The organism is Paenibacillus sp. P2(2022) (assembly GCF_029522175.1).
In the GTDB taxonomy this organism is placed as follows: domain Bacteria; phylum Bacillota; class Bacilli; order Paenibacillales; family Paenibacillaceae; genus Paenibacillus; species Paenibacillus polymyxa.
Map to the genome: position 1 here is coordinate 31,014 of NZ_JAKWFI010000007.1, position 16,781 is coordinate 47,794.

The window sequence follows — 16,781 nt, forward strand, 5'->3', positions numbered from 1 at the left end:
TGAAACCATTGAGAACACCGATTATCGCGGGTAACTGGAAGATGTTCAAAACCGTACCAGAAGCTAAAACCTTCATCGAAGAGATCAAAGGTAAAGCAGAGGTTGCAGGAGTGGAGAGCGTTATATGTGCTCCATTTACAAATCTTCCTGCTCTGGTTGAAGCAGTAAAAGGTACATCTATTAAAATCGGCGCACAAAACCTGCACTTTGCAGAAGATGGCGCATTTACAGGTGAAATCAGCGGCGGAATGCTGAAAGATCTGGGCGTAGACTACGTTGTGATCGGACACTCCGAGCGTCGTGAGTATTTCAACGAAACAGACGAAACGGTGAACAAAAAGGTTCATGCAGCATTCCGTCATGGATTGACACCAATCGTATGCGTAGGCGAAAAGCTGGAAGACCGTGAAGCAGGTCAAACCAAAGAAGTTGTAAAAGTGCAAACTGTAGCAGCTTTTGCTGGTCTGGCTAAAGATCAAGCGGCACAAGTTGTAGTTGCTTATGAGCCAATCTGGGCCATCGGAACAGGCAAATCCTCCACTTCGCAGGATGCGAATGAAGTGATTTCCTACATCCGTAGTTTGATTAAAGAGCTGTATGATGAAAATACAGCAAATGCTGTACGTATTCAGTACGGTGGTAGTGTAAAACCTGAAAATGTTACTGAGTACCTGGGTCAAAGCGATATCGACGGCGCGCTCGTGGGCGGTGCCAGTCTTCAACCGGCGTCGTACATCGCGCTTGTTGAGGGGGCGAAGTAAGATGACAGCACCAAAACCGGTAGCTTTAATTATTATGGACGGATTCGGACTGCGTGACACTGTGGAAGGCAATGCGGTTGCACAGGCCAATAAACCGAATTACGACCGGTATTTAAAACAGTATCCACATACTACTTTGACGGCTTCTGGTGAAGCGGTGGGTCTGCCGGAAGGACAAATGGGTAACTCCGAAGTAGGTCACTTGAACATCGGCGCAGGCCGAATCGTATATCAAGATTTGACTCGTATTTCGAAGTCCATCCGTGAAGGCGAGTTCTTCGACAATGAAACATTGGTTAAAGCCGTGCAGCATGCGAAGAAGAACAACACTAAACTTCACTTGTACGGACTTCTGTCCGACGGTGGTGTGCATAGCCATATCAGCCATCTGTTCGCTATGCTGGATCTGGCTAAAAAAGAAGGATTAACCGAAGTGTACATTCATGCTTTCATGGATGGACGTGACGTTATGCCTGATAGCGGCGTAGGCTTTATGCAACAACTGGTCGCTAAAATTCAGGAAGTGGGCATTGGCCAAATTGCAACCGTACAAGGACGCTATTATGCAATGGACCGCGACAAACGTTGGGAACGTGTTGAGAAATCTTACCGTGCAATCGTATACGGTGAAGGTCCTCAATATACCGACCCACTCGAAGCATTGAAGGAATCGTATGAAAAATCAGTGTTCGATGAATTTGTGGAGCCAACTGTTATTGTGAAGGCTGATGGAAGCCCTGTAGGGCTGGTTGAAAGCAATGACTCTGTCGTATTCCTGAATTTCCGTCCTGACCGTGCGATTCAATTGTCTCAAGTATTTACCAATGAAGATTTCCGTGGTTTTGACCGTGGGCTACAATGGCCTAAAAATCTGCACTTTGTTTGCCTGACCTTGTTCAGTGAAACGGTTGGAGGCTTTGTTGCCTATGAACCGAAAAACCTGGACAACACGTTTGGCGAAGTGCTGGTACAAAACAACAAAAAGCAATTGCGTATTGCTGAGACAGAAAAGTATCCGCACGTTACTTTCTTTTTCAGTGGCGGACGCGATGTGGAGCTTCCTGGCGAAACTCGTATTTTGATCAACTCGCCTAAAGTGGCTACATATGATCTGCAGCCTGAAATGAGTGCGTATGAAGTAGCGGATGCTGCTGTTAAGGAAATCGAAGCCGACAAGCATGATGCGATTATCCTGAACTTTGCCAATCCGGATATGGTTGGACACTCCGGTATGCTGGAACCAACAATTAAGGCAGTAGAGACGACGGATGAATGTGTTGGACGTGTTGTAGATGCAGTTAAAGCCAAAGGCGGCGTGGTAATTATCATCGCTGACCATGGTAACGCGGATATGGAAATTGATGAGCAGGGACGTCCGTTCACAGCTCACACAACGAATCCGGTTCCGTTCATTTTGACTGACGAAAATATCGTTCTACGTGAGCATGGAATTCTGGCTGACGTAGCTCCAACGCTTCTGGATTTGATGCAACTTCCGCAACCTGCGGAAATGACAGGAAAATCTATGATTGCATCCCGCAAGTAAGCTTGATTTAATAAGTATAGGCTTGACCAATAAATTATGAATTACAAAGGAGATTAAGTACAAATGACTATTATTTCTGACGTGTACGCTCGCGAAGTCCTCGACTCCCGTGGTAACCCTACGGTTGAAGTTGAAGTATATCTGGAATCCGGTGCGATTGGTCGCGCTATCGTTCCTTCTGGTGCATCAACAGGCGCTCACGAAGCTGTAGAGCTTCGCGATAACGACAAATCCCGTTACCTGGGTAAAGGTGTTCTGCAAGCAGTTAAAAACGTGAACGAAATTATTGCTCCTGAAGTAATCGGCTTGGATGCTGTGAACCAAGTAGAAATCGATACATTGATGATCAAATTGGATGGTACTCCAAACAAAGGTAAACTGGGTGCAAATGCAATTCTGGCTGTATCCATGGCTGTCGCTCGCGCTGCTGCTGAAGCTCTGGGCTTGCCACTGTACACTTACCTGGGTGGATTCAACGCTAAACAATTGCCAGTACCAATGATGAACATCGTTAACGGTGGTGCTCATGCCGACAACAACGTTGACGTACAAGAATTCATGGTTCTGCCTGTAGGCGCTCCTACATTTAAAGAAGCTCTGCGTGTTGGCGCAGAAATCTTCCACAACCTGAAATCTGTACTGAATTCCAAAGGCTTGAACACAGCTGTTGGTGATGAAGGTGGTTTTGCTCCTAACTTCAAATCCAACGAAGAAGCTCTGTCCACTATTATCGAAGCAATCGAAAAAGCTGGTTACAAACCAGGTGTTGACGTATTCCTCGGTATGGACGTTGCCTCCACTGAGTTCTTCAAAGATGGCAAATACACTTTGGAAGGCGAAGGCAAATCCTTCACTTCTGCTGAGTTCGTTGACCTGCTTGCTTCTTGGGTTGATAAATACCCAATCATCACAATTGAAGATGGCTGCTCCGAAGATGACTGGGAAGGTTGGAAATTGCTCACTGAAAAACTGGGCAACAAAATCCAATTGGTTGGTGACGACCTGTTCGTAACTAACACCGAGCGTCTGGCTAAAGGTATCGATGAAAACATCGGTAACTCTATCCTGATCAAAGTAAACCAAATCGGTACGCTGACTGAAACATTCGATGCTATCGAATTGGCTAAACGCGCAGGATACACAGCTGTAATCTCTCACCGTTCCGGTGAATCCGAAGACAGCACAATCGCTGATATCGCTGTTGCAACAAATGCAGGCCAAATCAAAACTGGTGCTCCTTCCCGTACTGACCGTATTGCGAAGTACAACCAATTGCTCCGCATTGAGGATCAACTGGGCGAACTGGCTCAATACCACGGCCTGAAATCTTTCTACAACCTGAAAAAATAATATTGCGAAAAATGCTGACAGCGTCTTAGATCGATGGTTTATGATCACGAAGTCTGACGCTCGAAGCTTTTACGCATGAATTAAACAGACCTGCTCGCTATATGCAAGCAGGTCTGGTTTTTGTTATGAATAATGTATCTATTATCTACACAAGCTTAATGGCTAAGTGTCTTACTGTAGCTGTTGTTATCTACTGGAAGCTGTGGTAGAATAAAAATAGTGTTTTGCGTTAATTTCCGGCTATTTAAAGCATGATATGTGCATGTTTTCATAAAAGAGGCTGTGTTGTTTTGCAAAACAGATGTATAAGCTCAGGAGGTGGGATTTTTCATGGAAATCTTTTTGAAAGTGCTGCTCGTTGTGTTCTCGATTGCTGTTATAGCGGTTGTTTTACTGCAAAAGGGGAAAAGCGCAGGTTTGTCCGGTGCCATCTCTGGCGGTGCTGAGCATCTGTTCGGCAAGACCAAAGCTCGCGGTATGGATTTGATTTTACAGCGCGTAACTGCTGTTTTGGGTGCATGTTTTATGATCGTTTCCGTTTTGGTTGCATTTTTCGCAAAATAAGATAAGTATATACCTTAAGCCTTCGTTTCATGGGAAACGGGGGCTTTTTTGGATTTTGGACAGGCAGGGATGCCGTCGATTAAATTCGTGTATACTAGGGTATGAGTATATTAAGAGCCTTGTATCAGGAACAAGGAACATGCGGATTTATTACTGAAAATTAAAGGTCACCCGAGGTGGACAAAATTATGATAACAGAGCAACAACTACTTGATTTCATGCGCGAGACCGCATACAAGCCTATGACATACCAGGAGCTGGAGCAACATTTTGACGTTAAGGATGCAGAAGAGTTTCGTGAATTCCTTAAGCTCTTGAACGCATTGGAGGAAGACGGGAAAATTCTGCTGACCCGCACGAACCGTTATGGTGTTCCAGAACGGATGGATTTGCAGCGCGGGCGTTTGCAGGCCCATGCCAAGGGCTTTGCTTTTTTGATTCCAGAGGACCGGGAGCACCCGGATGTATACATTCATGCTAACGACTTAAAGAGCGCAATGAATGGAGATACGGTACTGGTAAGAGTGACGTCAAAGGGACCTGCGGGTGGCCGATTAGAAGGCGAAGTTGTGCGAATCGTGAAGCGCGCAGTGCTTCAGGTAGTCGGTGTGTTTCAGAGCCACGAAGCATATGGTTTTGTTTTGCCGGATGATAAACGTATTAATCGGGACATTTTCATTCCTAAGGACAGCTTCAACGGAGCTGTGAACGGGCAAAAGGTCGTCGTACGTATTGTGAGCTATCCAGAAGGACGTGCAGCGGCGGAAGGCGAAGTGCTGGAAGTGCTGGGTCATAAGGATGATCCGGGCGTCGACATATTGTCCGTTATTCGCAAGCATCAGCTTCCGGAAGCCTTTCCGGATGAAGTGATGGCGGAAGCGGATCAGGCTCCTGATGCGATTACGGAAGAAGAAATTATACGTCAAGGACGGCGTGATTTGCGCGATAAGGTCATTGTTACCATCGACGGTGAGGATGCCAAAGACCTCGATGATGCGGTTAATGTAGAGCGCTTGCCGAATGGAAACTACCGTCTGGGCGTTCATATTGCTGACGTAGGGTATTATGTGCGTGAGAACTCCAAACTGGATCAGGAGGCATATAACCGCGGTTGTAGTGTGTATTTGGTTGACCGCGTCATTCCGATGCTTCCACATCGACTTTCAAACGGAATATGTTCATTGAATCCTCAGGTGGATCGACTGACTTTATCCTGTGAGATGGAATTCAATGAGCATATGAAGGTCGTAAAGCATGATATTTTCACCAGCGTGATTAAAACAAAGGAACGGATGACCTACACGAACGTTCGCAAAATCCTCGAAGAGGAAGATGCAGAACTGATGGAACGCTACAAGGACCTGGTTGATGTATTCCGTACGATGAAGGATTTGGCGTTGAAGCTGCGTGCAAATCGGATGCGCCGGGGTGCGGTTGATTTTGATTTTGATGAGGCCAAAGTGATTGTAGATGACGAAGGCAAAGCTGTCGATATTGTGAAAAGGGATCGTACGATAGCCGAACAAATTATTGAAGAGTTCATGCTGGCGGCCAATGAAACGGTAGCCGAACATTTTCACTGGCTTAAGGTACCGTTCTTGTACCGAATTCATGAGGACCCCGATCCAGAGAAGCTGCAAAATTTTATGGCTTTCGCAGCTAATTTTGGTCATCAGATCAAAGGTCGAGGAAATTCCATTCATCCGCGTGCACTGCAAACATTGTTGGAAGACATTCAGGGTACGAAGGAGCAAACGGTGCTTAGCACGATGATGCTGCGTTCGATGAAGCAGGCAAAGTATGATGCAGAGTCAACAGGACATTTTGGACTGGCCGCGGAGTATTACTCTCATTTTACATCACCGATTCGTCGTTACCCTGACTTGGTAATTCACCGTGTTATTCGTGAGGTGTTGGAGAATGGCGGGGCTTTGACAGATGAGCGTCAGGAATACTTGACTGCACGCATGCCAGACATTGCTCAGCAATCCTCCGAGCGTGAACGTGTGGCTGTGGATGCAGAGCGTGACACAGAGCAAATGAAAAAGGCTGAATACATGCTGGACAAGGTTGGCGAGGAGTTCGAGGGGATCATCAGCAGTGTAACCAGCTTTGGGATGTTCATTGAGCTAGACAACACTGTCGAGGGTCTGACGCGTCTGAGTGCACTTACGGACGACTATTATCATTTTGACGAGCAGCATATGGCGTTAATCGGAGAACGCACCTCTAAGGTGTTCCGCATTGGGGATGAGGTTAAGGTTCGCGTCGCACGTGTGAATATGGAAGATTACACAATTGACTTTGAACTCGTCGATATGAAGCAACGGCAACGCCGTGAACGGACGGGTGGATCGAGCCAGGGCGGAGATTTTGCACGTGGCGAGGGCCGCGGTAAAGGCAGGGGCCGAGAAGGACGTGACCGCAAGGGCGGCAAGGACAAGGCTGGTAGAGAGCGTAAAGGCGGTCGTGAGGCGGCTGGAAAGCCTAAAGAGGGCGGTAACGGAGGCATCAGCACCGCAGGGCGTTCAGGGCGCGGCAGTGCTAACGGAGCAGGAACTGGTTCAGCTAGCAGCTTCGGCTTTGGCAGTGGCAAGGGCGGGTATAACTCGCCAGCATCCGGGGCAAGCAAGCGGCGGAAGAAGACGTCTACCAGCGGGAAGACGTCTACCAGCGGGATATTCATTGGTGATGCAGCTACCCCAGGTAGTGATGCAAGATCAGGCGGTGAAGGTGCAGCACGTCGCAAGCGGAAAAAAAAGGGCGCTAACGGTGGAAATAGCACCGCTGGGTTTGTACGGAAAAAGAAAAAATAGGTTGATATAACTTACTGTTAGGAGATTGGGGCTTCCGAGAGCAGTGAATGAAGCTTACGGATGCTTAGGTATATGAGCGGTTTCTGTCTGTAGTAATGGATAGAAGCCGCTTGGTTTTAGTGTGCTATACGTGTAATGAGAAATGTAGAAGGCTTGACCTTTCTTGCTTTTACCCTCCGAAATTTGTTACAATATATTTCTAGGTAGCTCTTTGTAGCAAGAATTCTAGATTGAATCTAAGTTATTCATAAGGAGTGGTATTCATGGGTAAGAAGGCAGATGGGAAAGTGCTCGCCCAGAACAAAAAAGCTTCCCATGACTATTTTATTGAGGACACCTACGAGGCGGGCATGGTGTTAACGGGAACGGAAATTAAGTCTCTGCGGAATGGTCGCTCTAATATAAGCGATGCTTTTGCTACGATCCGTAATGGCGAAATCCATATTCACAATATGCATATCAGCCCTTTTGAACAAGGTAATCGTAACAATCCGACTGATCCGACGCGCACGCGTAAGTTGCTGCTGCATAAAGAGCAGATTCGTAAGCTTATTGGTCTGTCCAAACAGGAGGGCTACACCATCGTGCCTCTCAAGATCTATGTTCGCAACGGTTATGCCAAACTGCTGCTTGGACTGGGTAGAGGTAAAAAGCAGTATGACAAGCGAGAAACGGCTGCCAAACGTGATGCACAGCGTGATATCCAACGTGCTTTACGAGAGAAGCAAAAAATTGCAAGATAAGCAGTCTACTTACTCTGTATGGTACAAATTACGTGGATAAGTTACTTGTTCCTGTAATGGTGCTATTTTATCGAGCCTTAATGGCCTCATTCCGTTTCGTTATGACATGTAATATGTTATACTAACGTAGTAGTAAATTTTCAATGCATCTTGATTTAACTTGATTCGAGTGTTGAATCTTAGGATTCAGCTTTTGATATTATGCACTTATGCTCCGGTATTTCCGGATTTATCCGTGGAGCCCTTTTATAATAAGGGGGCGTTTATGGATTCGACGGGGATAGTTCGAGCATGGGTAGCGGGTAGTGGGGACGCGTCCACTTCATCAACGCTAAAGCCTATTAAACGGCAAACAACAAAACAACTACGCTTTCGCAGCTTAATAACCTGTGAGCGTGCTCCTCTCCTGCATCGCCCATGTGCCGGATGTAGGGGCTAACCTATAGTGGGATACGCTGCCACATCTCCGCCTGGGGTGTGCTGAAGAAGACAATCAGGCTGACCCAACGTATAGCCGGTTACGGGGCGATACTCGGGTGACATCAAAACTGTGACTACACCCGTAGAAGCTTATGTGTCGTTATCTTCGGACAGGGGTTCGACTCCCCTCGCCTCCATTTGAGTAAGACAAGAAAGCCATCAGCCAGTGTTTCTGGTTGGTGGCTTTTTATTATCATTTATTGCTTAGAAATCAGTCATTAATCAAGCGATTCCACGCTACAATATCTACTTTTTTTACATGCGGATACGCCTCATGTTTTCTAAGAAACCTTATGGAATATTTCCCATGCACAAGGCTACTTCTCGATAGTACCAACGGTCTCTTTAACGATATGCTTTGAAGCGAAGGAAATAATACTTGTCTTCAATAAGTTCACTCATTTGGGATTAGGGTAGAACTAATGTGAATGTGATTTGCTATTTTAATATCTATTTCCTTTTGTACCATTACAGTTCATGCATTCATCCGTTAGCCATGGTAATTCAAAATAACAGAATTGATGGGGCTTTCTGTAAACAAAGTCTTTATTCTATCCGATACATACATAAGAATGGTTTACTGTTAAAAATAACCTCTTAAACTCATGTTTGAATGGTGTGATAGCTACGAACACATGTAAACACAAGGTAGCTGGCGAACGTGCCTTGTGCCGCTGGAAAGGAGATATGAAAGCATTTGGACGTACTGCAAAACGGAATAGGGTATGAAAGTCTACGCTTATACGGTCCTTTTCAACCTCAGCATATGGAACAACTGCGAATTATCAGGACCGTTAACGATCATGCATACCTGTACGTGAGCGGAATGCTGTCGGAAGAACAGGGAGCCGCGTGTGTTGGACAGAGCATGGAGCAGGAACCGATTGTCATACGTCAGTTGAATGAGCAAGGACAGTCGCTTAGACGTTTGTTTCATGGGTTAATTACACGCATGTCTGTGCACTGCATACGGGGAGTATACACTTTTGAACTGGAGGCGGCCTCGCATTCCTATCAAATGGATATCAAGACGAAAAGGCGCTCCTATCAGGACATACATCGTACCCATGATGATCTGGTCACTACAATGGTTCGGAAGTACATGTATGGAGATGCGATTGATACGGTGACCAATTATGCTAAATTAGGTACTTTTGTTTTACAATATGAAGAAACCGACTGGGCCTTTTTAAAGCGTCTTGTCTCTCGCTTTGGTTCGGTACTTGTACCGGAGATTACGGCTGTGTCACCTAAGATTTTCTTTGGGATGCCAGAAGGCAAGCAGTATAAGGTGGAGCGAGATGTATTTTATAGGGTACGGAAAACATTTCATGAGTTAGATACAGGAAAACCAGGGGAACGTGTTGGCGCGTATGTCACCTATACGATTGAAAATCTGCAATACTATGCGCTGGGTGACTTGATTACGTTACCCATTGGACAAGGCAAAGAGCTGGTCGTTGTGAGGGCAGTGACAGAGTTAAAGGACGGTTTACTCCAAACTCGTTACGATCTCCAAGCCGAACAGGATATTCAGTATGCTCGGTATGAAAATGATCAAGCCATCGGGATTTCACTCACGGGAACGGTGTTGAAAGTACAACAGGATTTGGTACAACTTCAACTGGAAATTGATCCGAAGCAAGACCCAGCTAAAGCTTGTTGGTTTCCCGTAGCTACCCGTTATGTCGCGGAAGAACATAGTGGCTGGTATGACATGCCTGAAGTTGGGGAACAAGTGGAGCTGTATTTACCTACACACTGTGAACAGGAAGCCTATGTGACCGATTCCTTACGACAGCATCGCCACGCCAATGGACAACCAGATGTGAAGGTATGGAAACACGTACAAGGCAGCGGCATCGAAATGTCTGAGCAGGAGCTGATCCTGTCCACTTCCGATGGGTTTTCGATTACACTACATGAGGATGCGGGTATCACCGTCAACAGTCCGGGGAATGTACAGATTCAGGGCGGTCATGTAAAGCTGGATGCAGGTCAGGAACTATCATTGGAAGCTGGAACCGCAATATATTTAAAAGGTGGAGCCAGCAGTATGGTGCTAGATGGTGAGACGGACACCAAAGCCCCTGTGATTTATCAGGAAGGTACGGTAAAAGCTCCAGTTTTCGTAGCTGACCTTCCTCCTGTACCTGAGCCGCCGTTGATGAATATTAAGGCGTATGAGGCCGCACAATCTAAAGCAGCCAATGCTTCATCCAGTAGTACGGCTCCTGCTCCTACGGCAAAGGTTACAAGTCCAGCGGCACTTCAACAGGCCAATGCTTTGCTGGGTACAGTATCCAAGCTATTAGGCTCCATTCCAGCAGTCGGGAAAGTAGCCAATGTGATGTTGAATACATCGGGTGGACTAGCAGGTAAAGTGGCGGCAACGGTTTTACAAGTATCCGCAGCAATCCCTGTTCGGAGCAAAGGAACGCCTACCTTGGGAGCGTCTAAAGAAGCAGGCATACATCCGTTAAAACATTGGGCAGGTCTGGCGCTTCAAGGATTGATTAGTCAGTATGAGCATGAGCAAGCAAAACAAGCCTATTATAGCAAGTGGATTTTAGGCAAAGTATATACGAGTGCACGTCATGTAGCGCATTCCGGTGGTCCCCTAGAGCTCGTTCAAAACTTGCTGAAAGAATCGAACACTATAGTTCATGCTTATCAGCAAATTCCCACCGAGTTGAGACAACGCTGGAGGGCGAACTACGACAGTTACATAGCTCAACAGCCGCAGCCGAAGCAAGAGGAAGAATCTCAGTCCTGGTGGGATCTTATGGCGGCAGTCCAGCTCCAGAATGCGGAAAATGAAGCCATTATGGCGAAGCAGATGGCGAACGAGTTGGAGTATGCCGCAGATGTGGGTGGAGAAGTTGTACTAGGAGCAGCAGCAGCGGTTGTAGAAGATTATTCGTTCGGATTAATGAATAAGGAATATACCTCAGAGCATCCGATGGCGCGTAAAACAGGTGAAGTGATCGGACATTCTTTGACAACTGTAGCCGGAGCTGTAGAAACGGTTGGTGCTGTGACGGAAGGATTCTTAGGTGGTTTGGTAACAGCTTCAGGAGTAGGGGCACCTGTAGGCGTCCTGGCTATGGCACAATCTGCCCTTTTGGGAGCACATGGGACAGCGGTAACGTATACCGGAGCATCCAATAGTGTGGAAAGTGCTAAGGATCTTTATCGAATGTCTAAAAGCGAGGGTCCAAATAGTTCAACGCCGTCTAAACCTTCTGGCGGAAAGTCAGGTAAGAGCGAAGGAACACCTGCTTCACAGAAACCGAGCAAACCCAACGAGAATCCGTCCGGGACTAAGGTGACAGGTGACGTTGTTAGTAATAATAAACTTACAGAACCTTCTTTACCAAAGGGTAGTAAACCTAAAGGTAATTATGGAGCAGGAGATTCACATGGAATAAAGAAACAAAATGAAACAGCCGATTTCTTGGCTGACAAAGGTTATGACATTAAGATGTTGGATGAAATTGATGGTGGAAATGGTTATGGGATTAAAGAAGGATCGAATCCAGATTTTTTAATCGAAGGGAAAGTATTCGATTGTTATGCGCCTAAGCCAGATGGTAAGGTACAAAGTATAATAAAAGAAATAGCAGGAAAGACAAAGAACCAATCTGGAAGAATTGTTCTCAACTTAGACAACTTTCCAGATGAAAAAATTGCAGAAATTACTGGAACAATTTTAAGAAAAGCAAATCCGAATGGTGATTTAAAAAGACTTGAAGAATTAATTAGTGTTAAAGATGGCACAATTACAAAAGTATTTGGAGGAGAAAAGTGAGATGGACTGTGAATTACTTTTAGTTTCAAATTTAGGACCTGAAACATTAAAGAGAACAATTTATAACATAGTAAGCGAGACAGTTAAAGATAAAGTAACTAATTACGAAAACTTTTCTCGTCTTAGCTGCAGATATTTCACAATTGATATTGAAACAGAAGATATTACTAGCATTGATTTTTTAAGAGAAGAATACGGCATGAAAATAAATACAGAAATTAGTGTTCAATTGTTTGGGAAAACATTTTATGAAGGACTGGAGGTCTTATTTCAAACTATTGGGAAGATTTTAAAGAGCTTTAATCCTGATATGGTGTTTTTGGAAAATGGTACAGATCAACTATTTAGAAAAGAAAATGATACTGTAATTGTAAACACAAATTTAGACCAGTATCAAAAGAACTATCTATCTAATAGAATAATTGATTCACTAAAATATCCATATATTGAAAAAGATTTATCTAACTAAAATAAATTTACAATGTCAGTTCAGGAAATTATCAATGAGTCTGATGAAGGGTATAGCTAATTATGACTTCATTCTCACGAAGAGTTTGAAAAGTATATAGCTAAACAAAAGTATCCGAGTGAAAATGTATTTTGTGTGCCATTAAAAGGTATAGATTATAAAGCATTGATTATTTCAGCGGGAACAAGCAAGTTTGTTGATTTAAAACATGGTTTATATATGCTTGATAGAGAGTATGATATCTTCATTTATTAGAGACAGAATTAAGATACAAGACGAAGATTTTATTAAATTCAAATCTGAGCGTTCTGAACATAATCGTAGTAATCTAAAAAAGATGGATTTATTCTAAGCCACCTTCCCCAATACTCTCAACATTACTCGACGACGGATTGTGGATTTGCCGTGCCATGGTTCGCCTCCATTAAAAAACCCGCTCATTGAGCGGGTTTTTGCTTTTTAATGAGTTCGATTGTGGACCATGTGTAACTTCAACTCTACAAACCCCCATTATCCAAACCGCTTGATAAAATCACTTGCATTAAGGGAGCGGCCTTTCCAAGTCATAATAACTGCTTTTATTCTGAGCAAGGAAGGATTCAATTCGATCCATTGTCCGTTCCGATATCAATCCCCTTCTCCATATTAATTTCAGAAATGTACATTGAAAATAACGCATTCTATGGTTCTTTCTGTAAACAAAATCTCGATTCTGGCCGATACATACATAAGATGGGTTATTGTTAAATATGCCCTTTTGCTTTTATATTTTGAATTAAATACTTATCTTTTTTACGAAGAAGGGACTAACCCTATGAGCTATATGGACGAGCATATTTTAAGTCTCAAAAATAGGCTTAATTATGATGTTGCATCTAATAACGTAAATACGAGTCTTTCACAAACTGTTATATCTGATCGGGATCAATCCGTGTCTGGAAAAAATATGGCGTTGCGGTTAGGTGATGAGCTCATTACGTTGGAATTGAGGGTAATTTTGGACGAACAAATGGAGGTTAGCGTCCCAAAATCTTTTAGCTTGATGCCACTGGAGCAGGCCAAATTTAAGTATCCTTCGGAATATCGTCCAGAGGTCATTTATACCTCAGAGGATGGAACGGTGAATATCACCTTTAATCGGACAGAGTCCACTTTGGCAGACGAGGAACTTTCTGAGTTTGTGGAGCAAATGGCGGACACTTTGCGAGCTGTACAACCAATCCGTAACTGGCTGGGCACTCAATTGATCGTGAATCATTGCGGTCTGTCCATTGGCATGATCCGTTTTATAGCTGCAGGCGTGGATACGAATTTGTACAACGAAATTCTACTGTTCACCCATGCAGGACAGGTGATGATGGGGACGTTTAACTGTACGGAATCGGACATGGAGGTATGGATACCTGTAGCGGAAAACACAGTGCAGTCGCTTCATGCAGTTTCATTGCCCTTACAAACTACGCTTGAGAAAGGAGCGGATTCGCTATGAGTCTGGGCTACGATAATATCCAAATCCAGCCTTACGAGCTGGTTGAGCTGGAGCAGCTTACCCTCACGAAGAAAATCAACGAGCATACTCGGCTCTATTTTACAGGGATCATCCCGGAAGAGATGCAAGACAGCTATGTGGAAACGACGGAAAAGAACACGGTGATTGAGGTAAGCCAGCAGAATGAATTGGGTGAAAGTAAGCCGCTATTCAGCGGGATTGCGCTATCGGTCGAAGTGAAGGTTGTGCGGGATGTGTACTATCTGGAGGTAGAGGCGATATCCCATACTTATCGGATGGATATTCAGCAACGCACCCGTTCTTTTCAATATACCAAAATGACGATTCCTCAGATGCTGGAGCAGATTGGTAAGGATTATGAAGGGTTGGATGTGATTGATGGAGCGACAGGTGGAGAGCCCATTGGACGGATTGCCATTCAGTATCAGGAAACGGATTGGGCTTTTTTAAGACGCATGGCTTCCCGCTATCATACGAGTCTGATGCCTGTGGCGCGTTTTGACAGTCCTAAATTTTATTTTGGCATTGAAGACAGCCCTGCACAGACCGTGCTAGATCATACCCGTTATACGGTACGCAAGCAGATGCTGCCTTTTCGCTACTTTCAGGAAAATGAGCAGGCGAAGGTGAACGAAAATGATTTTATTTTTTATGAGGTGGAGACAGACGAGGTGCTGGATCTGGGCGCTCAGTTGACCTTTCAGGGACACAGTTTGTATGTCATTGAGGCTTATACGGAGATGAGGCAAGGGCTGTTGCGGCATCAATATGTGCTTGCCTCGTACAAAGGCTTACGGCAGAAAGGCTATTATCAGGAAAAGCTGGCGGGTGCTTCATTAGGCGGGGTGGTCGTAGACGTACGTCAGGATCAGGTACGTATCCATCTAGATTGCGACAAGAAGCAGGCGGTCGATCAAGCGCATTGGTTCAATTATTCGACGGTGTATAGCGGCGGGGGACATACAGGCTGGTACGTAATGCCGGAGAAAGGGGACCCGGTTTCACTCTATTTTCCGGGCAGCCGTGAAGAGGATGGGGTAGCAGGCAGTGCAGTCCGACGTGCAGACAGAGGAAGCGGGCATAACAAGTTTTCCAATCCGCAGATGAAAATATGGCGAACACCTCATGGAAAAGAAATTCGTTTGGGACCGGATGAACTGGTCGTGACGGGTAAAGATGGTGCTATTTTTATCAAGCTGGACGATAAGGAAGGCATTCATATTATGAGCAATAAACAGGTAAGTATCTCGGCGGGTGGTAATCTGAGCTTGTCGGCTGGGAAAACGATGAATTTGTCGGCAGGCAGCGAGCTGCGTATGGATTGCAATGGCAGTCATATTCAATTGAGTGGATCAGCGGATATGAAGGGCAGTGAAGTGAAGTCGAATTAGGCTGTAGGGCAGCGGACGAATGGCATCAGCCTGTAGATATGAGTATATGAAGAGCTTTGGGTGGTGGTTGAGTACAAATGGAGAAGCCTATGGATGAGTTAGAACCGCAATGGCAAGCCATTTTGAATCAGGCGTGGTTTCTCATCCGCAGAGACTGGGCACTGAAGTTCAAGGGGACGCAGGAGCAACGGATTCAGGCCTGTGTCGAAGAGTTTCGGGGATATTGCCAGCACATTCGGCAAGAGCAGCTTCAAGGAAGAAAAGGAAGGATCGGTTATATCACGTACTCTATGCTACGTACCATGTGGCTGGAAGAACGGCCTGGTTATCTCGTAGAGATTTCCGATGTTTTATGGATGCTTGATCCGCAGCCGATCCGATTTGAATGGGATACAAGCTGGACATATTCCTACTGGACCGATTTGCAGCGACAATTGCGAGGGGAGGTAGAGAAGCAGCATGTTTCTCTATCGGAGCTTGAATGGGAGCAGATAATGTTGGAGGCAGCAGTACACATTCATGCGCTCGTTGTGGACGTGTTGCGTTTGGCGATGAAACAGGCTGTGTGCTTGCCGGAGTTTCAAGAGCTGGAGCGAGATGAGACGTTCGAGATTCGTGTGGGGGAATATATGGATCATAGTGTGTCGGTATATCGAGAAGATCGCAGAGCCATGGAGGCAAATGAAATCCAGTCGTGGTTAGAGGAAAGAGAAGAACATGCGTACAGCTATCAGGCGTTGACCCAAGTTGAACTATCGGATGGGGATTACAGCCTGTTGGATTTCCGTTATACAGCCTTTCGCCAAATCAGAATGGAACACAGCCGTCTGCATGGTTGTATCCTGGTAGGAACGGTGTGGCAGGAAAGTCAGCTAAATGGAATCGATTTGACATACAGCGTACTTCATGGAGCCAATTTTAGCGGATGCTCGTTGAATGAGGCCATATTGGATGTCGTTATAGGTAACGCCGGATATGGATCAGATGCTTCACTAGATTGGGAGCCATTGGGTTTTGCTGGCGTAGATTTCACAGGGGCGAGCTTGCAGGGGGCCCGTTTTCAAGATGCACAGTTGCGGGGAGCCATATTTCAAGAGGCGTTACTACAAAAAGCGTCCTTGGACGGGGCAGACCTCACGGATGCCTGCTTTGTTGGAGCAGATGTGACAGGTGCATCCTTTAAAGGGGCTTGCCTGATCGGGACTGATTTTACGGGTGCAAACGTACAAGGAGTCATTTTAACCGATGAACAGCGTAGAGGAGCCATTGGTTTGGAGTGGTCTACACAGGTCAGGGATGCTGCTAGCAAAAGGGGGTGGTTGCACTGAGATATTTTCGAC

Annotated in this window: 11 protein-coding genes and 1 other RNA gene; all 12 read left to right on the forward strand. The window is 45.4% G+C overall.

The window, feature by feature from the left end:
* Positions 1-8 precede the first annotated feature (8 nt).
* The 12 genes from tpiA to MMB75_RS20040 all read left to right on the forward strand — a co-directional run bounded on the left by tpiA (position 9) and on the right by MMB75_RS20040 (position 16,769).
* Positions 9-761: a triose-phosphate isomerase gene (tpiA, locus tag MMB75_RS19985; RefSeq protein WP_013308264.1), complete on the forward strand. Its 753-nt coding sequence runs from the start codon at positions 9-11 to the stop codon at positions 759-761.
* A gap of 1 nt (position 762) precedes the next feature.
* Positions 763-2,307: a 2,3-bisphosphoglycerate-independent phosphoglycerate mutase gene (gene gpmI / locus MMB75_RS19990; protein ID WP_277510150.1), complete on the forward strand. Its 1,545-nt coding sequence runs from the start codon at positions 763-765 to the stop codon at positions 2,305-2,307.
* A 63-nt stretch (positions 2,308-2,370) separates the two neighbouring features.
* Positions 2,371-3,657: a phosphopyruvate hydratase gene (gene eno, locus MMB75_RS19995; protein WP_013368821.1), complete on the forward strand. Its 1,287-nt coding sequence runs from the start codon at positions 2,371-2,373 to the stop codon at positions 3,655-3,657.
* 330 nt (positions 3,658-3,987) lie between these two features.
* Positions 3,988-4,221, forward strand: a complete 234-nt coding sequence (secG, locus tag MMB75_RS20000) for a preprotein translocase subunit SecG (RefSeq protein WP_013368823.1) — start codon at positions 3,988-3,990, stop codon at positions 4,219-4,221.
* 188 nt (positions 4,222-4,409) lie between these two features.
* A complete protein-coding gene (rnr, locus tag MMB75_RS20005) occupies positions 4,410-7,037 on the forward strand; it encodes a ribonuclease R (RefSeq protein ID WP_045244939.1) in 2,628 nt (875 codons plus the stop codon).
* A 263-nt stretch (positions 7,038-7,300) separates the two neighbouring features.
* Positions 7,301-7,780, forward strand: coding sequence for an SsrA-binding protein SmpB (smpB, locus tag MMB75_RS20010; protein WP_007428162.1), 480 nt, complete (start codon positions 7,301-7,303; stop codon positions 7,778-7,780).
* A 255-nt stretch (positions 7,781-8,035) separates the two neighbouring features.
* Positions 8,036-8,400, forward strand: a transfer-messenger RNA (tmRNA) gene (gene ssrA, locus MMB75_RS20015).
* Positions 8,401-8,957: 557 nt separating this feature from the next.
* Positions 8,958-12,071, forward strand: coding sequence for a CdiA C-terminal domain-containing protein (locus MMB75_RS20020; protein ID WP_039276502.1), 3,114 nt, complete (start codon positions 8,958-8,960; stop codon positions 12,069-12,071).
* A 1-nt stretch (position 12,072) separates the two neighbouring features.
* Entirely contained in the window at positions 12,073-12,540 is a 468-nt protein-coding gene (locus MMB75_RS20025; protein WP_039276509.1) for a hypothetical protein, read from the forward strand.
* 814 nt (positions 12,541-13,354) lie between these two features.
* Complete coding sequence (locus MMB75_RS20030) at positions 13,355-14,029, forward strand: hypothetical protein (protein WP_039276511.1); 675 nt, start codon at positions 13,355-13,357, stop codon at positions 14,027-14,029.
* Positions 14,026-15,441, forward strand: a complete 1,416-nt coding sequence (locus tag MMB75_RS20035) for a contractile injection system protein, VgrG/Pvc8 family (protein WP_277510173.1) — start codon at positions 14,026-14,028, stop codon at positions 15,439-15,441. Before MMB75_RS20030 ends, MMB75_RS20035 begins: the two co-directional genes overlap by 4 nt.
* Positions 15,442-15,518: 77 nt before the next feature.
* Entirely contained in the window at positions 15,519-16,769 is a 1,251-nt protein-coding gene (locus tag MMB75_RS20040; RefSeq protein WP_277510176.1) for a pentapeptide repeat-containing protein, read from the forward strand.
* The last annotated feature ends 12 nt before the right edge of the window (positions 16,770-16,781 follow it).